Below are 19,535 nucleotides of genomic sequence, written 5' to 3' on the forward strand. Positions count from 1 at the left end.
TGCCCCCCATGGATAGTGAAGTAAAGCAGGCCGACTGCCACGGCAACATGCAGCGCCTGGAAGAGGTGCTGACCTACTGGGCCCAACGACAGCCACACCGCAAGGCCTATACCGAACTCGACACGCAAGGCGCGGAAGTCGAGGTCATCACCTACGGCGAGCTCGACCGCCGATCACGCGAACTGGCGGCCGCCGTGCAGGCCTCCTCGCCGCCTGGACAGCACGTGATGCTGGCCTTTCCAGCCGGCATCGACTTCGTCGTCGCCTTCTTTGCCTGCATGCGGGCCGGCCTGGTGGCTGCGGCCATTCCTCTGCCCCGCGACAACCGGCCCAACGCGCGGCTGGCGCAGATGGTGCGTGCCAGCGAGGCCCACCTGGTGCTGACCACGCCCAGCCTGCAGTCCTGGCTTGAAACGGTGCTCAGGCGCGAGGCCGACTGGCCACAGGACATCGGCTTCCTGTCCGCCGACGCCGGCAGCGGGCTGACGCCTGCGAGCCTGGCTGCGGGTTCCAGCGAGCTGGCCTTCACGCAGTTCACCTCCGGCTCGACCTCCCTGCCCAAGGGCGTGATGGTGAGCCACCGCGCGGCCCTCTACAACCTGGAGATGATCCGCTCCTGCAGCGGCGCGGGCCCCGAGTCGGTGCTGGTGAGCTGGCTGCCGCATTACCACGACCTGGGCCTGGTGGCGCACATCCTGCACAGCGTGTACTGCGGCAGCCACTGCGTGTTGATGAGCCCGGCCGCCTTCGTTTCGCAGCCGCTGCAGTGGCTGCGTGCCATCAGCCGCTACCGGGGCGAATACACCGGCGCACCGAACTTCGCCTATCAGCTCTGTGTCGACCGCATCCCGCGCGAGGAGCGCGAGCAGCTGGACCTGTCCAGCCTGAAGATGGCCATCAACGCGGCCGAGCCCATCAATCCGCAGACGGTGAAGGATTTCTGCGCCGCCTTCGAAGTGGCCGGCTTCCGGCCCGAGACCTTCCTGCCAGCCTATGGCATGGCGGAGGCCACCGTGTTCGTGTCGGCCAACCCGGTGGGCTCGCCGCTCAACTTCAAGCGGGTCGACCCGGCGTTGCTCTACAACAGCGGCCTGGTGCGCGAGCCGGCCGAGGGCGCCCCCTTCCGCGAGCTGGTGGGCTGCGGCCGCAGCTGGCTGGAGCAGCGCATCCGGGTGGTCGATCCCAAGCGGCATGTGGAGCTGCCGCCCAACACCGTGGGCGAGTTCTGGCTGCAGGGCGACAACGTGATGGACGGCTACTACCGCAATCCCGAGGCCACCCAGCAGGCCACCGGTCGCCTGGAAGGCGACACGGTCGACCACCTGCGCACCGGCGACCTGGGCTTCTTCGACGAGAGCGGGCAGCTCTACATCACCGGCCGCGTCAAGGACGTCATCATCATCAACGGCGCCAACTACTACCCGCAGGACATCGAGGAGCACGCCCAGGTCGCGCACCCGGCGCTGCGCAAGGGCGGCATGGCGGCCATCGGCATCACCCAGGGGCCTTCGGAAGCACTGGTGCTGTTCGCCGAGCTGGAGCGCCAGGCGCTGTCGCAGGTGCAGGCCAACCCAGGCCTGCTCAACGACATCGCGGGCAAGGTCTGCGAGGCGGTCGGCCAGCACTTCGACCTGCCGGTGACCCGCATCGTCTACCTCAAGCCGGGGCAACTGCCCAAGACCTCCAGCGGAAAGATCCAGCGCCAGGAGTGCAAGCGGCGCTACCTGAAGGACGCCACCGACGCCCTCGCCCTCTGGCCCCTGGCCGACACCACCTCCGACGAACGAAAGAAGCAAATGTCCAACATCGAAAAAGCCCTCGCCCGCATCACCGAACTGGGCCCCGACCACCTGCGCGTGTTCAGCCTGCTGACCCAGCTGATGAGCTCGAAGTACGGCGTGCAGCTGTCCGACTTCGACATCGAGAAATCAATCTTCTTCTACGGCATCGACTCGCTCAACATCATCGACATCCATGCCCATCTCGAAAAGAAGCTGGGCTGCTCCATCCCGACGGTGGCCTTCTTCCGGGCCAACAACTTCATGGAGATGATCGACGACATCGTCGCAGCGATGGCCGACCGCCACCAGTTCGACCGCAAGATCGCCGAAGGCGCCACCCTGCGCGAAGAGATCGACCATGCGGTGGCCCAGCTCACCACCAAGCTGGAAGCCGTCAGCGGCAGCTCCGACGGCAGCATCGGGCGTCGCACGCTGCTGACCGGCGCCTCGGGCTTCGTCGGCGTGGCCTTGCTCAAGGAGATCCTCGAACGCACCGATGCGGACGTGGTGTGCATGGTCCGTGCAGCCGACGAAACGGCTGCCCTCAAGCGCATCCGGAACACCTCGGCCAAGTACGACCTTCGACTGCCGTCGGGCTTTGAGCGGCGCGTGCAGATCATGATCGGCGACATGTCCAAGCCCAGGCTGGGCCTGAGCGATGCCGACTACCAGCGCTTCGCCCGCGAGATCGACAGCGTCTACCACTGCGCCGCCATCGACAACTTCTACCTGCCCTACAGCGTGATGCGCAAGACCAATGTGCTGGGCACGCTGGAGGTGCTGAACTTCGCGCTCAGCGAGAAGCTCAAGCCCATCTTCTACATCTCGAGCTGCGCCGTCTCGATGCTGGAGGGCCAGGAGGAGAACACCGAGGTCATCGGCCTGGTGAACGGCTACGCACAGAGCAAGTTCGTGGCCGAGCAAACGGTGCTCGCCCTGGCTGCCAAGGGCTATCCGGTCATCAACTACCGCCTCGGCTACCTCTACAACCTGCGCGTGCAGGACGTGCCCGCCAACGGTTCCTTCGACAAGCTGCTGGCCGCGGTCGAGAAGGCCTACAGCCAAGTCAACGACGACCTGATCGTCGATGCCGATGCCTTCGAGAACTTCCTGTCCTCGCTGCCGCAGATCGGCGCCTGCCCCGACATCGACGTCGACTTCGACCTCACCCCGGTCGAGTATGCGGCCAAGGCGATCGTCGAGACCACCAAGCTGCCGCTGGGTGAGCGCAAGACGACCTACACCTTCTACAACCCGCAGCCGCTCAAGTGGCGCGACGTGCAGTCCTACTTCAAGAAGGCCCATCCCAAGGTGCAGCACGTGCCGCTGCCCGACTTCCTGCAGCGCTACGAGGACTACATCCGCGACGTCAAGAAGCCAAGTGCCAAGCTGCTGAAGTCGGTCGTCTCGCACCAGCTGCAGCACCAGTTCAACACGATGTTCCGCAACGTCGAGATTGACCATGCCCAGCAGTTCAAGCACTGGTGCCCGCCCTGCGACACCCGCTTCACGCACCACTATGTGGACTTCGCCGTGAACGGCTGATCGCGCACGGCGGGCGGGGCCCACCGGTCCCGCCCGCCACACCGGGAGTTGCCATGCATTGGCTCTACTTGACGCTGGCCATCGTCTTCGAGGTGGCCGGCACCACCTGCATGAAGCTGTCGGACGGCTTCAGCAAGCTGTGGCCCAGCATCTTCATCTTCGTGTTCTATGCCCTGTGCGCCGGTTTCATCACGCTGGCGCTGCGCCATCTGGAGATCGCGGTGGCCTACGCGATCTGGGCCGGCCTGGGCACTGCCTTGATCGCGGTCGTGGGCATCCTGTACTTCAGGGAACCGGTCTCGACCGCCAAGGTGGTGTCGCTGCTGCTGATCGTGGCTGGCATCGGTGGGCTCAACCTGAGCGGGGTCAGCCGCTGATGCGGGCATGACGCCTGACGTCGACGTCGCGGTGCTGGGGGCCGGCATCGCCGGCCTGGTGGCGGCGCGCATCCTGGACGACACCGGGTTGCGCGTGCGCCTGCTGGAGGCCCGCACCCGTGTCGGAGGGCGCATCCACACCGACCACGACTTCGCCTCCGTCCCCATCGAGCGCGGCGCCGAGTTCGTGCACGGCGACGCGGTGGCCACTTGGCGCTACCTCGACCGCCTCGGCCTCGCCACCCGGCGCAGCCTGCGCACGCGCCACCTGCGGCTGGTGCAGGGCGAGCAGTTGCACCACCCGCTGTGGCTCTTGACGCGCCCGGCGTTCTTCCAACTGCTGCTGGCCCTGCCCGAGCTGATGCTCGGCCGCCGGCGCGACGAGAGTGTGGCCGCCTTCCTGCGCCGCCACCGCATTCGCGACCCGGCCGGCTGGCAGCTGGCCGACACGCTGGCCAACTCGGCCTGTGCTTCCGCCGAAGACCTGAGCCTGGCGGATGTGCTGCGCATGTATTCGTCGCAGCAGTCCAGCGGGGGCGACTTCCGCATCGAGCAGGGCTACCAGGCCCTGCCGGCCCACCTGGCGCGTGGACTGGACGTGCATTACGGCATGCCGGTGACACACGTGCGCTGGAACGACCAGGGCGTGGACATCGAGGCCGGCCAGCGCCTGCGGGCGCGGGCCGCCCTCATCACCCTGCCACTTGGCGTGCTGCAGGGCGGCCAGGTGCTGTTCGAGCCCCCCCTGCCAGCGGCCAAGCAGGCGGCCCTGGCGGCACTGCGCATGCATCCGGCCATCAAGGTGCTGTGCCGCTACCACGAGCCGGTCGGCCCGCGCGATGTGCGGGTGCTGGCCGGCGACGACGTCTTGCCGTTGATCTGGCGGGCGCCTTCTCCCGCGCCGGTGTGGACGGCTTTTCTCACCGGCCCGCGGGCCCGCCATGCGCCGGACGGCGAGCAGGTCGCGCACCGGGTCAGCCGGCTGCTCGGCGGCGACGCGCTGGACGCCCTGCGCGACGTGGAGGTGGTGGACTGGGGCCGCGACCCCTGGGCCCGGGGCGGCTATTCCGCCGTGCCACCCGGCGAAGCACACGCCCGCGTGGTGCTGGCCCGCACAGTGGGGCCGTTGCTGTTCGCCGGCGAGGCGACCGCGGCCGACGGTGAAGCCGGCACGGTCAGCGGCGCCATCACTTCGGGTGAACGGGCTGCCACGCAACTGCTGGCCACCTTTGCGGCCTTGCGCTCCTGAGCGCGCACCACCCGCATGCAGCGTGGAGCCAGGCAGCCGGAGGGCACCGAGCGCCGCAGCCGCTTCATCCCTTTGCCCCGCCTGCTGCGCCGCCCGACTCGGCCTGCCAGCATCACACCAACGCCGGCCCGGGTGCGACCTGGCGGCCGCTGCGTGTGGTGGAGCACGAAATGCAAGCGGCGCCGCGAAGCCGCCGCCAGCAGGCCGCATGCTCGCCGGCACCCCGCACGCCAGGCGCCCCGCCGAGCGACGGGCGGCCCCTTCTAGCCCGCCGCCACCCTCGGCTGCGGTGGCTGCCCCTGCAGCGCCTTCTGCAACTCGTCGCGCAGGCCGCGCAGGAGCGCCAGCTCCCGGTCGGCCAGCTTGAAGCCGTCCACCTGCGACTTGTCGGCATACAGGAGGCCGACCGGCCCGTCCTCGCCCACCAGTGGCAGCACCATCAGGCTGGCCGCCCGCAAGTGCCGGTGGAACCAGGCCGGCAGGCGCGCCGCAATGTTCGGCGAGCCGGCGTCACGGATCAGCGTGTCGGCCCCCTTCAGGCACAAGGCGCTGAAGAGGTCGCTGTCCTGCCCAAGGCGGAAGCGGAAGTGCTGGCGCAGCAGCGCCTCCCGGGCGCCAAAAGCCTGCCGCACCACCAGGGTGTCCCCCGGCTGCTCGCGCAGCAACAGCGCCACATCCTGGCACTGGAAGGTGTCGAACACCGCCTCGGCGGCAATCTTCAGCAGCGGCGCACGGTCCGTCGACTGCAGGCTGGCCAGGCGCAGCCGGGCGGCTGCCCGTGCCAGGGGATGGCTGGCATCGCGCGACGCAGCGGGCTGCACACGTGCCACAGCGGCCTCGCGAGGCGCAGCGGGCGGCTGTTGCGCGTCGATGGCGGCCCAGATCTGCTGGCTCGCCAGGCCCAGCGCCTTGCCGTAGCGCTCGATGATCACGGTGTTGCGCACCGCGTGATCGCGCCGGTCGGCTCGCGTCTGCACATCGGCCAGCTCGTTGCCCAGGCCGCCCAGCAGGCGGAACCAGTCGTTGCGCTTCTCGGGCCGGCGCGGCACGCCGTCGCGCCCGGGGCGGCGCATGTCGCGCACCAGGCTTTCCGGCAGCCCCCAGGTGCGTGCGATGCTGATGCCCAGGTCTTCAAAGCTGGCGCCCAGCACCGACCAGACGGCGGCGTCCTCGCTGCCGCCCTGGCTGAGGGCCAGTTGGCGGATCTGCGTCGCTTCTTCGGGCAGGTAGTAGTGCACCAGGGTCCGGCCGAGGTTCTGCATCATCGCGGTGATGAAGGACTCCTCTTCCTCCGCTTGCGTTGGGCACAGGCGGGCGGCGAAATGGCCGGCCAGGCGCGAGCGCGCATATTCCTCGCGCAGGGTCTCGGCAGCCGCGGCGTCGCGCATGTCCTCCAGTGTCGGCAAGGTGCCTGCCAGGTCCCGGATCGCCATGAACCCCATCAGGGCCACCGCCCGCGAGACAGTGGTGATGCTGCCCCCGCCGACCGAGCTGTAGTAGGCGGCGTTGGTCATGCGCAGCAGCTTCTGCGTCAGCGACACGTCGTCGAGCACCGCCTGGCTGATCTCGTCGAGGTTGACCTTCTCCGCACTGGCCAGGCGCCGTACTCGCCGCACCACCTCGGTCTGCACCGGCAGGTCCGCCTGCTGCGCGATCTGCTGCACCAGGCGGTTCAACGTGCGGGCAGCCCGGCTATCGCCAATGCCCTCGAGCAAGGCCGGTGTGAGCCAGTCCTGCAAGGCATCGCGCAGGGCCGCTGCGGTTTCGTAGCGCTCCGCCGGATCGCGCGCCAGGCAGCGCGCCACGATGGCCCGCAGCTGCGCCTCACCGTGTTCGATCCCCGGCACGCCGCGCGGCAACGCCAGGTCTTCCTCCTGCAAGCGGGCGGCGGCGCGTTGCGGGTTCTGGTCCTGCACGGCGGGCCGGCCAGTCAACAACTCGAACAACACCAGGCCGGCACAGAACAGGTCGCTGCGCACGTCGGCCCCGCCGCCAGTCACCATCTCGGGTGCGAGGTACAGCCCGCTCGCGCTCGGCAGTGCGCTCACCTCGGGCGGCACGGGCAGCACCGCAAAGCCGGTGAGCCGCGGCCGCCCGGCAATGTCCAGCACCACGCAAGCCGGCTCCAGGCAGCCGTGCACCACGCCCGCGGCATGCGCATGCGCCAGCCCGTCCAGCATGCCGATCACCGTCAGCACGGCTTGGCGCGACGGCATCGCGTCGTGCTCGGCGAGCCACTGCGACAGGGCGACGCCCTGCACCGGCTCGACCACCAGCACCGGCCGGCCAGCCGCGACGCCGGCTTCCACCGCCTGCACCAGGTTGGGATGGCGCAGCGCCAGGACCGGCGCTGCGGCGGCTCGCCACACCTGCTCACCCAGGCCGGGCAGCGGCAGGCGGTGCCCCACCTGCAACTGCACATCACGTTGCGACAGCGTGTCGTGGGCCTGCCACCAGGTGCTGACGCTGCCGCGGGCCAGGGCTCGCAGCAGACGCCAGCGCCCGAGGGCGGGCAGGTGTTCAGCGGTGGTGTCGTCCAGCGTTTGCACGGCGGTTCACGGTGATCATGAGCAAGGCCCGTCGCACCCGGCCGTGCCCCCGAAGACGGGGACACCTGCCGGCACGGCAAGCAGGAAACTGCGGCGGCGGTGCACGGTCATTTCAAACGGCCTGCTTGAAGGCCATGACGGCCTGATTGCGCAGTGTGCGCAGCAAGGACAGCTCGCGGTCGCTGATGGCGATGGCGCCGGCATTCGCCTTGTCGGCATAAATCAGGCCCAGGGGCGCATTGCGCAACACCAGCGGCAGCAGCAGGAAGGTGGGCGCGTTGACCTCGCTGCGATACCAGGCGGGCAGGCGGTTTGCGATGTTGGCTGCCGAGGCGTCACTGATCAAGGTGTCGGCCCCTTTCGCGCACACGGCAGCGAACAGGTCCGCGGCCCCGGTCACCTGCAGCCGAAAGCGACCAGCCACCCGCTCTGCATCGACCCCGAGGCCGAACCGGCCGGTCAGGGCCCCGCTGCGCGCGTCGCGCAGGCAGAAGATCACGCGCTGAAAGCCGTGCGCCCGGTACATCGTCTCGAGAATCATGCGCAACACCTCGTTGAGCTTGAAGTTCTCGACCAGCGTGTTGCTGATGTCCTGGATGCCAGCCGCCAGCGTATGCGCCGCATCGTCGGCTGCACTGCGCACGGCGGCCTCCACCGGTTGGGCGGCCTGGGCCTGCACGAGCGTGTCGAGCTGGTGCGGCGACAGGGTATCGGCATCGACAGCAGCACCTGTGGCCACGGGGCCCGTCTGCAGCAAGCGTGCGGCCGGGCTGCCGGCCCGTGGGCTGAGCTGCAGCGCAGTGACGATCTCGGCCATGCGGTTGCGCGCGCGTTGCACGGCCTCCTGCAGCTCGCGCGCGCCGAGGCCCAGCGCCGGCGCAAAGCGTTGCGACAGCTGCTCGACCTTCGACGCATGCCCGGTGCTCGGAGTCTGCAGCAGCATCTCGGCCACCTCGTTGGCGGCACAAGCCAGCAGGCGCAATTGCTCCGCCGCATGCTCGGGCCGCTTCACCGGTGCCCCCGGCAGCAGCTTGCGCATGCAGCGCTGCAGGCTCTCGGGCAGGCCCCAGGAGCGCGCGACACCTATCCCCAGGTCCTCCAGGCCGATGCCGAGCACCGCCCTCGCGGCCCGCTCCTCGTCCATCGACTCGCCCTCGGGCGACTCCACCAGACGGCGGATCTGTTCCGCCTCCTCGGGAAAGTAGAACCGGGTCAGCGTGCGGCCGAGGTTCTGGAACAGGCCGCCGATGAACGCCTCCTCGGCATCGCGCCCGCCGGCGCACAGCTCGGCCGCCAGCGTACCGGCCATCATGCCGCGCAGGAAATCTTCCTTCAGCCCGGCGGCATGGGCCTTGTCCTGCATGTGCTCCAGCAGGATCAGCGACAGCGCCAGGTTGCGAATGCCGGCAAAGCCGATGAGCGCGGCCGCCCGCGACACCGTGCTGATCGAGCCGCCCCCCGCACCGCCGAAATGCGCCGAGTTGACCAGCCGCAGCAGCTTGTGGGTCAGCGCCACGTCCTTCAACACCTCGTTGGCCAGGCTGTTGAGGCTCTCGTGCTCCGAATTGGCAATGCGCTGGATGCGGCCGATGGAGTCGGACAAGGCCGGGAAATCGCTCTTGTGCCGCATGCGCCGCAGCAGGAAATCGAGCGTGCCGCTGCGGGCGCTGTCTTGTGGCTCGGAGTCCGCCGTGGGCGCGAGCCAGGACCGCAGGGCGGCCAGCAGTTCGGCGGCACCGCCGAAACGCACCGCGGTGTCGCGTGCCGTGGCCCGGTTCACGATGGCGCGCAGCGCGTCATCCACCGGCTGCGGCGTCTGCACCGGCAGGCTCAGGTCCTCGTGGGCATTGCGGTAGATCGCCCGGTAGGGGTCGCGCTCATGCACCGCTGGCTGTCCCACCAGCATCTCGTACAACACCAGGCCCGCGGCGTAGACGTCCACCTGCGGCGTCGGCGGACGGCCGTGCGTGACCTCCGGTGCCATATAGCCCGGCGTGCCGACCAGGGTCGTGTCGGCCACACCGTGTCGCTGGCTGGCCGCGATGCCGAAGTCCATCACCCGCGCCCGGCCGCTGGCGTCGAGCAGGATGTTCGACGGCTTGAGGTCGCGATGCACCACGCCGGCCTGGTGCGCATGTGCGAGCCCTTCAAGCACCCCCAGGAGGAGCTTGACGGCCTCCGCCGGCGCCATCGGGCCCTGCTCGCGCAGCCGCTGCGCCAGCGTGACACCCTCGACCAACTCGAACACCAGATAGGGATGCTGCTCGTGCACGTCCGCCTCGAACAGCGGCACGATGTGTGGATGGCTGAGCCGGCTGACCGCGCGCGCTTCATGCAACCACTGCGTCAGGGCTGCCGCATCCGAAGCCTGGGCGCGGTGCAGCTTCAGCGCCACCTCGCGGTCGAGCCGCGGATCGAAGGCCCGCCACACCGAACTCTGGGCACCCTGGCCCAGCGCGTGACGCAGTTCATAGCGTCCGAGCAGGCGGGTGGGTGGGCTGAGGGTGGCGGCGGCCGACATTTGTACGTTTCGTTGCAAATGGGGTGATTGTCCTGATTGGACCGCGTCTCGGGGGAGGGAGAAGCCCGGAGGAAGCGGCAAAAGTGCCGCCATTTCGCCTCCGTGTGCGCTCGCTCATGCGAGCGACGCCTTGGTCGCCTCCCGCCTTGCCGGTTCGGTTGCCCGGTGGGGCCCACCCCGCCGGCTCCGCCGCCCTCCGCAACCACCCTCCCGGCGCCCGGTGCGTGCACGGCCGGTGGAACGGCAGCAGGAGGGCTGCCGGGCGAGATGCGCTGAGGCTCTGCCATCCCGGCCAACCAGCCGATGCTGCAGCCACGCCCCCTTGAAGAAAAGGTGGCCTGCCACCGATGCTGAGAGAGAAAACGGATATCCCCGCGATAGAAAGACTTGCACCGGCCAGGTACGCCGGCCAAAAGGTTTATGTCAGAATCATTGGGACTTGAGTCGAAGCCGGGCTTCGACCTCTCTGAGGACTCCAAGATGAGCAGCGATCTGATTAAACACATCTCCGACGCGTCCTTCGACGCCGACGTGCTGCAGGCGGGCAAGCCTGTGCTGGTGGACTACTGGGCCGAATGGTGCGGGCCTTGCAAGATGATCGCCCCCATCCTCGACGAAGTCGCCAAGGATTACGGCGACCGTCTCTCCATCGCCAAGATGAATGTCGACGAGAACCGGGAAGTGCCCGCCAAGTTCGGCATTCGTGGCATCCCGACCCTGATGTTGTTCAAGGACGGCCAGCTGGCCGCCACCAAGGTGGGCGCCCTGTCGAAAGCCCAGTTGACGTCTTTCCTCGACGGTCATCTATAATTTCCCTCAATGCATCGGGAGCCGACACCACAAGGTCGGTTCCCGGTAGCACAAGCTTCGCCACTACGCACATCGTTCGCCGCGTAGTTTCGGCCCCCAACTCCAGCGTCTTCCGATTCGCGCTTGTCGCGGTCATGCGCCAGTTCTCGCATCCGGTCCGCCGGGCTGCGAGCGATGCCGAAGTCTATTCAGCCGTCGCCCTTGGCAGTGCGACGGGCACCGACAAGGGTATGCGCCCATGCAACTATCCGAACTGAAAGTCCTCCACGTCTCGGAACTCATCAAGATGGCCGAGTCGCTGGAGATCGAGAACACCAGCCGCATGCGCAAGCAGGAGCTGATGTTCGCGATCATGAAGCGGCGCGCCAAGCAGGGCGAGCAGATCTTCGGCGATGGCGTGCTGGAGGTGCTGCCCGACGGCTTCGGCTTCCTGCGCTCGCCCGAGACCAGCTACCTCGCGAGCACCGACGACATCTACCTGTCGCCCAGCCAGATCCGCCGCTTCAACCTGCACACCGGCGACGCCATCGAAGGTGAAGTGCGGGTGCCGAAGGACGGCGAGCGCTACTTCGCCCTCGTGAAGGTCGACCGTGTCAACGGCCTGACCCCGGAGGAGAACAAGCACAAGATCATGTTCGAGAACTTGACGCCGCTCTTTCCGAAAGAGCAGTTCAAGCTCGAGCGCGAGATCCGCTCCGAAGAGAACATCACCGGCCGCATCGTCGACCTGATCGCCCCTATCGGCAAAGGCCAGCGCGCCCTCCTGGTGGCGCCACCCAAGAGCGGCAAGACGGTGATGATGCAGCACCTGGCGCATGCCATCACCGCCAACCACCCGGACGTCTACCTCATCGTGCTGCTCGTCGATGAGCGCCCCGAGGAAGTGACCGAGATGCAGCGCACCGTGCGCGGCGAAGTCATCAGCTCCACCTTCGATGAGCCGGCCGCCCGCCATGTGCAGGTGGCCGAGATGGTGATCGAGCGCGCCAAGCGCCTGGTCGAGCTGCGCAAGGACGTGGTGATCCTGCTCGACTCCATCACCCGCCTGGCGCGCGCCTACAACAACGTGCTGCCCTCCTCCGGCAAGGTGCTGACCGGCGGTGTCGACGCCAACGCGCTGCAGCGCCCGAAGCGCTTCTTCGGTGCCGCCCGCAACATCGAGGAAGGCGGTTCGCTGACCATCATCGGCACGGCGCTGGTCGATACCGGCAGCCGCATGGACGAGGTGATCTACGAAGAGTTCAAGGGCACCGGCAATTGCGAAATCCATTTGGATCGCCGCATGGCCGAGAAGCGGGTCTACCCGTCCATCCTGCTGAACAAGTCGGGCACCCGGCGCGAAGAGCTGCTGCTGAAGCCCGAGATCCTCCAGAAGACGTGGATCCTGCGCAAGCTGCTCTACCCGATGGACGAAGTCGCGGCGATGGAGTTCATCCTCGACAAGATGAAGGCGACGAAGACCAACCTGGACTTCTTCGACATGATGCGCCGCGGCGGTTGAACGCCCCTGCGCACCCAGCAAGGCCGGGCAACCGGCCTTTTTTGCGCCTGGACGGGCGGTGCCAGGCCGAGAATCTTCATAAGTGCCTGATCGTCATGGCATAATCGCCGGTTTTCCGCTTCCGGAAAGTGCTTCGAGCGGTTCGAAGTGGCTCCCGGCGCATAGACCAGCGATAAGGCACCGCCATGAAAGAAGGCATCCACCCCAACTACCGCGAAGTCTGCTTCGTGGACCTGTCCAACGGCTTCAAGTTCGTGACCCGTTCTTGCGCCCAGACCAAGGAAACCATCAAGATGGAAGACGGTCGGGAACTGCCGCTGTTCAAGCTGGAAACCACCAGCGAATCGCACCCCTTCTACACCGGCACGCAAAAGAGCGTGGACTCCCTCGGCGGCCGTGTCGAGAAGTTCCGCAACAAGTTCGCCCGGGTGGGCATCAAGAAGTAAGCACCGCTTCTTCTTCGCGAAGAGGGCAGCCTGGGCAACCGGCTGCCTTTTTTCTTTTCGGGGTCCGCCCAGTCGCGGCTGCGACAATGCAGCCCTGCCGGCCCGGCGGCCGATTTGCTGCATGATGCCGGCTTCGCCTTCCCGCCTCTGCCCGTGAACCATCCCACTCCCGCCATCGTCACGCAGCGCGCCGCGCAGCGCCTGCCGCGCATTCCCCTGCTGCTGCTGTGCGCTGCCTATGTGTTGCCCGGCCTGTTCGGCCGCGACCCGTGGCGCAGCGCCGATGTGACGGCCTTCGGCTTCATGCACCGCCTCGCACGTGGCGATGCCGAGTTGTGGCATCCGCTGGTCGGTGGGCTGCCGCCCGAGGGCGGCCTGCTGCCTTACTGGCTGGGCGCCGCCTTCATTCGCCTCTTCGACGGCTGGCTGGACCCGGCGCTGGCGGCCCGGCTGCCCTTTGCCCTGCTGCTGGCCGCGGTGCTGGTGCTGACCTGGTACACCTGTTACCACCTGGCCCGGACCGAGGCTGCCCAACCGGTGTCGTTTGCCTTCGGGGGCGAGGCCAGCCCGGTGGACTACGCACGAGCCATCGCCGACGGCGCGCTGCTCGCCCTGCTGGCCACGCTCGGCTTGCTGCAACTCGGCCACGAAACGACGCCGGAGCTGCTGCAGCTGACCGGCGTGGCCTTGCTCATCTATGCCTTGGCGGCCAGCGCGGTGCGCAGCGCCAAGCCGCGGGTGGCGATCGTCGTGGCCCTGCCGCTGATGGCCGGCAGCGGCGCGCCCAACATGGCGGTGCTGCTGGCCCTGGTGTCGCTGGCGGTGTGCTGGATGTCGCATGACGACCGCACCAAGCGCTTTGCCATCTGGGTGTTCGCCGCGCTGCTGCTCGCCGCGCTGACGGCCACCGCCTTCGATGCCTGGGCCTGGCGAGCCGATCCGCGGCCACAGCTGCGCCAGGTCACCCGGCTGTTGGCCTGGTTCACCTGGCCGGCATGGCCGCTGGCTGCCTGGACGCTGTGGCGCTGGCGCGGCCACCTGCTCAAGCGCCACATTGCGGTACCGCTGTTCACCGCCGCCGTTGCGGTGGGGGCCTGCATCGTGATGAACGGCTACGACCGTGCGCTCATGCTCGCACTGCCCTCGCTGGCGGTACTGGCCGGTTTTTCGCTGCCGACGCTGCGTCGCGGCGTGGCATCGGCGATCGACTGGTTCTCGGTCTTTTTCTTCAGCTTCTGCGCGCTCGCGGTGTGGGTGATCTACATCTCCCTGCAGACCGGGGTGCCGGCCAAGCCGGCAGCCAATGTGATGAAGCTGGCACCGGGCTTCGAGCCCGGCTTTTCGCTGGCGGCGCTGGTACCCGCGCTGCTCGGCACGCTGGCCTGGCTGTGGCTGGTGCGCTGGCGCGCCGGCCGCAGCCGTGAGGTGCTCTGGCGCAGCCTGGTGCTGCCGGCCAGCGGCGTGGCGCTGTGCTGGCTGCTGCTGATGACGCTGTGCCTGCCCGTCCTGGACTACGCCCGCAGCGAGCGACCGCTGGTGTTGCGGCTCGGCGTGCACCTGCCGCGCGATGCCTGCATCGAGGCACGTGGCCTGGCCCGCAGTCAGGTGGCGGCGCTGGAGGCACTGGGGGGCTGGCATGTCTACGCCAGCCATGTGCTGAATGCGCCGCGCTGCGACATCCTGATGCTGCCCGGAGGGCATCAGGCACCGGCGCCCGAGGGCTGGACACAGGTGGCCCGCGAGCGGCGGCCGACCGACCGGGGCGGCGACTACATCTATGTGTTCCGTCGCGCGCAGGCGGACCGCCCATGACAGTGTTGCGGCGCATCGCCCGCGATGCGGGCGCGATCCTGGTCGGCCAGCTGGCCACCATCGGCTTCGGGGTGGCCGACACCATCATGGCCGGGCGCTATGCCAGTGAAGACCTGGCGGCACTGTCCATCGGCTCGGCGCTCTACATCAGCATCTATGTCGGCGCCACCGGCATCGTGCAGGCCCTCATTCCCATCGTCGGCCATCACCATGGCGCGAAGGACAACCTGCAGGTCGGCGAAGCGTTTCGCCAGACCGTCTGGCTGGCCTTGATCCTGTCGGTGCCGGGCCTGCTGCTGATGCGCTGGCCCGACGCGCTGCTCAGCCTTGCCGGCGCCCCACCGGGGCTGACCGACCGGGCCCGCGACTACCTCGGCTGGCTGGCCTGGAGCCTGCCGCTGGGCTTGCTGTTCCGCTGTTACACCGGCTTGAACCAGGGCATCTCCAAGCCACTGATGGTGACGGTGCTGCAGCTCGGCGCCTTGCTGGTCAAGGTGCCGCTGAACGCCTGGTTCATCTTCGGCGGCGCCGGCTTGCCGGCACAAGGCGCGGTGGGCTGCGGGATGGCTTCGCTGGTCATCAGCGCCGGCCTGCTGCTGGTGGGCCTGCTGATGTTGCTGCGCCATCCGGTCTACCGCCCGTTCCAGCTCTGGACCGGCTGGCACGGCCCGCGCTGGGTCGTGCAAAAGGAGCTGCTGCGCCTAGGCCTGCCGAGTGGGGCCAGCTACTTCGTCGAAGTCACCGCCTTCACGCTGATGGCGATCTTTATTGCCCGCTTCGGCACCATCGCGGTGGCGGGGCACCAGATCGTCGCCAACCTCGCCGCGGTGATGTACATGCTGCCGCTGTCCATCGCGATCGCCACCGGCGCCCAGGTGTCGCAGCTGCGCGGCGCGGGCCAGGCCGCCGCCGCTGCTCGCGCCGGCTGGCAAGGCATCGGGCTGGCGGTGTCGCTGTCGGTGCTGATGGGCGGCATGATGTACCTGTGCCGCGCTCCGCTGGTGGAGCTCTACAGCACCGATGCGGCGGTACAGGCGGCGGCGGCCGGGCTGTTCATCTACATCGCCCTGTACCAGCTGTTCGACGCCACCCAGGTGACCTGCGCCTTTGCACTGCGCTCCTTCCGCGTGGCGGCGCTGCCGGCCGTGGTCTACGTGGTCGCGCTGTGGGGTTTCGGCCTGGGCGGCGGCTATGCGCTCGGCTTCAACCTGGGCGGCCAGGTGCCGGCGGCCCTGCATGCCGCCAGCGGCTTCTGGTGCGCCAATGCCGGCGCGCTCGCGGTGGTGGCAGCGGTGCTGGTGCTGCTGTTCGGCGCGGTGGCCCGCCGGGAAGCTCAGCGCGCGCCCACCGCCTGAGGCACCGGCACCGGCGCCGCCTGCCCCACCCTCACCCGCAACGACGGGAAGATGAGGCGGAACTCCGAGCCCTTGCCCGGTTCGCTCTGCACATCCAGCTCGCCGCCGTGGCGCTGGATCACGTGCTTGACGATGGACAGGCCCAGCCCGGTGCCGCCCGTCTCGCGGGAACGGCTGCCGTCCACCCGATAGAAGCGCTCGGTCAGCCGCGGCAGGTGCTCCTTCTCGATGCCGATGCCGCTGTCCTTCACGATGAACTCCGCGCTGCCGTCAGCGCGCGGCTGCCAGCGCACCTCCACGCGTCCTCCGTCCGGGGTGTAGCGGATCGCGTTGGTCACCAGGTTCGTCAGCGCACTCAGCAGCTCACCCTCGGCGCCCGCGAGCTGGGCCGGCGCCAGGCTCTCGAAGACGAGCTGGTGGCGCTCGCGCGACAGCGTGCGGGCGTCACCTTCGGCATGCTGCATCAGCTTGTCCACGTCGACCCAGCGGTCCGAAGGCGGCCGCGGGCTGCCCTCGAGCTGGGCCAGTGTGAGCAGGTCGCTCACCAGGGTCTGCATGCGCGCCGTCTGCTGCCCCATCAGGCTCAGCACGCGCTTGCGCTCGACCTCGGTGAGGGGCAGGTTCACCAGCGTCTCGATGAAGCCGGACAGCACCGTCAGCGGCGTGCGCATCTCGTGCGAGACATTGGCGACGAAGTCACGCCGCATGGTCTCGGCCCGTTCGCGCTCGGTGATGTCTTGCGAGAGCACCAGCTTGAGCCCGTCGCCGTAGCCGCGGATCAGCACCGACAGCGTGCCTCGCCCGCCCGGACTGGGGAACACCACCGGCTGCTCGAACTGCCGCGCCCGCAGATACGCCACGAAGCTGGGCGCCCGCACCAGGTTGGTCAGGTGCTGGCTGCGGTCACGCACCGGGTCGAGCCCGAAGTGCTCGGCAGCCAGGTGGTTGCACCAGTCGATCTGGTCGTTGGCGTTCAAGAGCATCACACCGTTGGGCGAGGCCTCGATGCCCGACAGGAATTGCGCCAGCCGGGCCTTCTCCTGCACCGCCACCATCTCACGGCTGCGCACCGCCCGCTCGACGCGATAGCCCAGTTCACCCCAGAAGCCCGTGTCGCGCGGGGCCGGCCCCTGCAGCGAGCCACGCAACCACACCAGCAGGCGCCGGCCGCGCAGGCCGTCGAACAGCACCGCCAGCGCCACGCCCATTCCAGCGCCCACCACCATGCCCGAGGTCGACATGTGAAAAGGCGTACCGGCGATGCGGCCAAGCAGGCCGCCTCCCAACATCATCACCACATAGGCCAGGACCCTCGGCAGGAACCAGCTCATGCCCACCGGGCCGTCAGGCGGTCGCGGAGACCTGCTGCGTCAGGCGATAGCCTGCGCCGCGCACGGTCTCGATCATCTGGGCACACTGCACCGGCGACAACGCCTCGCGCAGCCGCTTGACGTGCACGTCCACCGTGCGCTCCTCGATGAAGACGTGGTCGCCCCATACCCGGTCGAGCAGCTGGGCCCGGCTGTGCACCCGCTCCGGGTGCGTCATGAAGAAATGCAGCAGCTTGAATTCGGTCGGTCCGACCTTGACGTCGCGCTCGCCACGCGAGACGCGCCGCGTGGCCGGGTCCAGCCGCAGGCCGCCCACCTCCACCGCCGAATCGAGCGCTTCGGGTGCCTTGCGCCGCAGCACGGCGCGGATGCGAGCCATCAGCTCGTTGGTGGAAAAGGGCTTGGTGAGGTAGTCGTCGGCCCCGGCATCGAGGCCGGCGATCTTGTCCGGCTCGTCCGAGCGGGCGGTGAGCATGATGATGGGCATCTCACGCGTGCGGGCCTCCGAGCGCCAGCGCTTGGCCAGGGCCAGGCCGGACTGACCGGGCAGCATCCAGTCGAGGATCACCAGGTCGGGCAGCACGCGGTCCACCTCCTGCTGCGCGCTGTGCGCGTCCGGCGCCACGCTGACCTCGTAGCCGGTGTGCCGGAGATTGAGCGAAATCAGCTCGGCAATCGCAGCTTCGTCCTCGACGACCAGAACACGACTCATGCGGACTCCTGTGGCTTCTTACTTCAGCACCGACTCGACGCTTTCCATGGGGACATGGCGCACGTCGGTGCCCTTGACGATGTAGATGATCTGCTCGGCCAGGTTCTTGGCATGGTCGCCCACGCGTTCGATGGCCTTGGCAACGAACACCAGGTCGATGCTGGCCGAGATGGTGCGCGGGTCTTCCATCATGTAGGTGATGAGCTTGCGCATCAGGCCGTCGAACTCCTGGTCGATCTGGTTGTCCTGCTTGAGCACCTCCACCGCCTTCTTGATGTCCAGCCGTGCGAAGGCGTCCAGCGTCTTGCGCAACTGGTCGGTCGCCAGCGACGCCTCGAAGGACAGGTCCGACACCGGCAGCCGCAGGCGGCTCGAAACGCCGGTGTTGATCAAGCGCTGCACCGTGCGGGCGATGCGGGCGGCCTCGTCGCCCACGCGCTCGAGGTTGCCGATGGTCTTGGAGATGGCAATCAGCAGCCGCAGGTCGCGCGCGGTGGGCTGGCGCCGGGCGATGATGGTGGACAGGTCGCGGTCGATGTCCACTTCCATGTGGTTGACCCGCTCCTCCTGCGCGATGACCTGGGTGGCCGTCTCGCCGCTGAAATGGGTGAGCGCATAGATCGCCTGGGCGACCTGGGCCTCGACCAGGCCGCCCATCTCGAGGACCCGGGTCGAGATGCCGCTCAACTCGGCATCGAATTGCGTCGACAGGTGTTTGTCGCTCATGGTGTGCGCTCCTCGGTCCGGCTCAGCCGAAGCGGCCGGTGATGTAGTCCTCGGTGTCTTTCTGCTTGGGCTTCATGAACAGGTCGGCGGTGGGGCCGAACTCGATCAGGTCGCCCAGGTACATGTAGGCGGTGTAGTCCGAGCAGCGGGCCGCCTGCTGCATGTTGTGCGTGACGATGACCACGGTGTAGTCCGCCTTCAGCTCGTGGATCAGTTCCTCGATCTTGCCGGTGGAGATGGGGTCGAGCGCCGAGCACGGTTCGTCCAGCAGCAGCACTTCCGGCTTGATGGCGATGCCCCGGGCGATGCACAGCCGCTGCTGCTGGCCTCCCGACAGGCCGGCGCCGCTCTGGTCCAGCTTGTCCTTCACCTCTTTCCACAGGGCCGCCTTCTTCAGCGCCCATTCGACCCGCTCGTCCATCTCGGCGCGCGGCAGCGTCTCGAAAAGGCGCACACCGAAGGCGATGTTGTCATAGATCGACATCGGGAAAGGCGTGGGCTTCTGAAACACCATGCCGACCTTGGCGCGAATCAGCGACACGTCGAGCTTGGACTTCAGGATGTTCTCGCCATCGAGCAGGATCTCGCCGCTGGCGCGCTGCTCAGGGTACAGCTCGAACATGCGGTTGAAGGTGCGCAGCAGCGTCGACTTGCCGCAGCCCGACGGCCCGATGAAGGCGGTGACCTTGCGCTCCGGGATGTCGAGGTTGATGTTCTTCAGCGCGTGGAAGCTGCCGTAGTAGAAGTTCAGGTTGCGGACCGAGAGCTTGGCCTTCTCGATCAAGGGCAGTTCAACTTTTGCGTCCATGGATGGATGGCC

14 protein-coding genes are annotated in these 19,535 nt (G+C 68.1%); 8 read left to right on the plus strand and 6 right to left on the minus strand.

The window, feature by feature from the left end; all coding sequences use genetic code 11:
* Window positions 1-8: 8 nt before the first annotated feature.
* From N7L95_RS04885 to N7L95_RS04895, 3 genes are read left to right on the plus strand one after another with little or no spacing between them, the layout of a single operon-like run.
* Window positions 9-3,326 (plus strand): thioester reductase domain-containing protein, encoded by a 3,318-nt coding sequence (locus tag N7L95_RS04885; protein ID WP_301258694.1) that lies wholly within the window; start codon window positions 9-11, stop codon window positions 3,324-3,326.
* Between the two features lie 53 nt (window positions 3,327-3,379).
* Window positions 3,380-3,703 (plus strand): DMT family transporter, encoded by a 324-nt coding sequence (locus N7L95_RS04890; RefSeq protein WP_301258695.1) that lies wholly within the window; start codon window positions 3,380-3,382, stop codon window positions 3,701-3,703.
* Window positions 3,704-3,710: 7 nt separating this feature from the next.
* Entirely contained in the window at window positions 3,711-4,952 is a 1,242-nt protein-coding gene (locus N7L95_RS04895) for a flavin monoamine oxidase family protein (RefSeq protein WP_301258696.1), read from the plus strand.
* Window positions 4,953-5,215: 263 nt separating this feature from the next.
* Here N7L95_RS04895 and N7L95_RS04900 read toward each other — a convergent pair whose 3' ends face one another.
* On the minus strand, window positions 5,216-7,501 hold the full coding sequence (locus tag N7L95_RS04900) for a serine/threonine protein kinase (protein WP_301258697.1): 2,286 nt from the start codon (window positions 7,499-7,501) through the stop codon (window positions 5,216-5,218).
* A 112-nt stretch (window positions 7,502-7,613) separates the two neighbouring features.
* Window positions 7,614-10,022 carry a serine/threonine protein kinase gene (locus tag N7L95_RS04905; RefSeq protein ID WP_301258698.1) on the minus strand — a complete coding sequence of 803 codons (2,409 nt, stop codon included), beginning with the start codon at window positions 10,020-10,022 and terminating at the stop codon, window positions 7,614-7,616.
* 480 nt (window positions 10,023-10,502) lie between these two features.
* Between N7L95_RS04905 and trxA the strand changes: the two genes are divergently transcribed.
* The 5 genes from trxA to N7L95_RS04930 all read left to right on the plus strand — a co-directional run bounded on the left by trxA (window position 10,503) and on the right by N7L95_RS04930 (window position 15,946).
* Entirely contained in the window at window positions 10,503-10,832 is a 330-nt protein-coding gene (trxA, locus tag N7L95_RS04910; protein ID WP_301258699.1) for a thioredoxin TrxA, read from the plus strand.
* Window positions 10,833-11,070: 238 nt separating this feature from the next.
* A complete protein-coding gene (gene rho, locus N7L95_RS04915; RefSeq protein WP_301258700.1) occupies window positions 11,071-12,333 on the plus strand; it encodes a transcription termination factor Rho in 1,263 nt (420 codons plus the stop codon).
* A gap of 185 nt (window positions 12,334-12,518) precedes the next feature.
* Entirely contained in the window at window positions 12,519-12,779 is a 261-nt protein-coding gene (locus N7L95_RS04920; RefSeq protein WP_301258701.1) for a type B 50S ribosomal protein L31, read from the plus strand.
* A gap of 153 nt (window positions 12,780-12,932) precedes the next feature.
* Complete coding sequence (locus N7L95_RS04925) at window positions 12,933-14,591, plus strand: hypothetical protein (RefSeq protein ID WP_301258702.1); 1,659 nt, start codon at window positions 12,933-12,935, stop codon at window positions 14,589-14,591.
* Window positions 14,588-15,946: an MATE family efflux transporter gene (locus N7L95_RS04930; protein WP_301258703.1), complete on the plus strand. Its 1,359-nt coding sequence runs from the start codon at window positions 14,588-14,590 to the stop codon at window positions 15,944-15,946. Before N7L95_RS04925 ends, N7L95_RS04930 begins: the two co-directional genes overlap by 4 nt.
* On the opposite strand, the gene phoR is transcribed toward N7L95_RS04930, so the two are convergent.
* Genes phoR through pstB form a run of 4 tightly spaced genes read right to left on the minus strand, consistent with a single transcriptional unit; the run spans window position 15,925 to window position 19,523 of the window.
* Window positions 15,925-17,277 (minus strand): phosphate regulon sensor histidine kinase PhoR, encoded by a 1,353-nt coding sequence (phoR, locus tag N7L95_RS04935; RefSeq protein WP_301258704.1) that lies wholly within the window; start codon window positions 17,275-17,277, stop codon window positions 15,925-15,927. The two genes, N7L95_RS04930 and phoR, sit on opposite strands and share 22 nt — an antisense overlap.
* Before the next feature lie 13 nt (window positions 17,278-17,290).
* Window positions 17,291-17,989, minus strand: coding sequence for a phosphate regulon transcriptional regulator PhoB (gene phoB / locus N7L95_RS04940; RefSeq protein ID WP_301258705.1), 699 nt, complete (start codon window positions 17,987-17,989; stop codon window positions 17,291-17,293).
* A gap of 18 nt (window positions 17,990-18,007) precedes the next feature.
* Window positions 18,008-18,715, minus strand: coding sequence for a phosphate signaling complex protein PhoU (gene phoU / locus N7L95_RS04945; protein ID WP_301258706.1), 708 nt, complete (start codon window positions 18,713-18,715; stop codon window positions 18,008-18,010).
* A gap of 22 nt (window positions 18,716-18,737) precedes the next feature.
* Window positions 18,738-19,523: a phosphate ABC transporter ATP-binding protein PstB gene (pstB, locus tag N7L95_RS04950; RefSeq protein ID WP_301258707.1), complete on the minus strand. Its 786-nt coding sequence runs from the start codon at window positions 19,521-19,523 to the stop codon at window positions 18,738-18,740.
* Between the last annotated feature and the right edge of the window lie 12 nt (window positions 19,524-19,535).

This window comes from Eleftheria terrae, from assembly GCF_030419005.1.
GTDB lineage: Bacteria > Pseudomonadota > Gammaproteobacteria > Burkholderiales > Burkholderiaceae_C > Caldimonas > Caldimonas terrae.

Excerpts from the sequence above, each read along its gene's own strand:
- N7L95_RS04885 (WP_301258694.1), top strand. The coding sequence starts at position 9 with ATGGATAGTGAAGTAAAGCAGGCCGACTGCCACGGCAACATGCAGCGC.
- N7L95_RS04890 (WP_301258695.1), top strand. The coding sequence starts at position 3,380 with ATGCATTGGCTCTACTTGACGCTGGCCATCGTCTTCGAGGTGGCCGGC.
- N7L95_RS04895 (WP_301258696.1), top strand. The coding sequence starts at position 3,711 with ATGACGCCTGACGTCGACGTCGCGGTGCTGGGGGCCGGCATCGCCGGC.
- N7L95_RS04905 (WP_301258698.1), bottom strand. The coding sequence starts at position 10,022 with ATGTCGGCCGCCGCCACCCTCAGCCCACCCACCCGCCTGCTCGGACGC.
- trxA (WP_301258699.1), top strand. The coding sequence starts at position 10,503 with ATGAGCAGCGATCTGATTAAACACATCTCCGACGCGTCCTTCGACGCC.
- rho (WP_301258700.1), top strand. The coding sequence starts at position 11,071 with ATGCAACTATCCGAACTGAAAGTCCTCCACGTCTCGGAACTCATCAAG.
- N7L95_RS04920 (WP_301258701.1), top strand. The coding sequence starts at position 12,519 with ATGAAAGAAGGCATCCACCCCAACTACCGCGAAGTCTGCTTCGTGGAC.
- N7L95_RS04930 (WP_301258703.1), top strand. The coding sequence starts at position 14,588 with ATGACAGTGTTGCGGCGCATCGCCCGCGATGCGGGCGCGATCCTGGTC.
- phoR (WP_301258704.1), bottom strand. The coding sequence starts at position 17,277 with ATGAGCTGGTTCCTGCCGAGGGTCCTGGCCTATGTGGTGATGATGTTG.
- phoB (WP_301258705.1), bottom strand. The coding sequence starts at position 17,989 with ATGAGTCGTGTTCTGGTCGTCGAGGACGAAGCTGCGATTGCCGAGCTG.
- phoU (WP_301258706.1), bottom strand. The coding sequence starts at position 18,715 with ATGAGCGACAAACACCTGTCGACGCAATTCGATGCCGAGTTGAGCGGC.
- pstB (WP_301258707.1), bottom strand. The coding sequence starts at position 19,523 with ATGGACGCAAAAGTTGAACTGCCCTTGATCGAGAAGGCCAAGCTCTCG.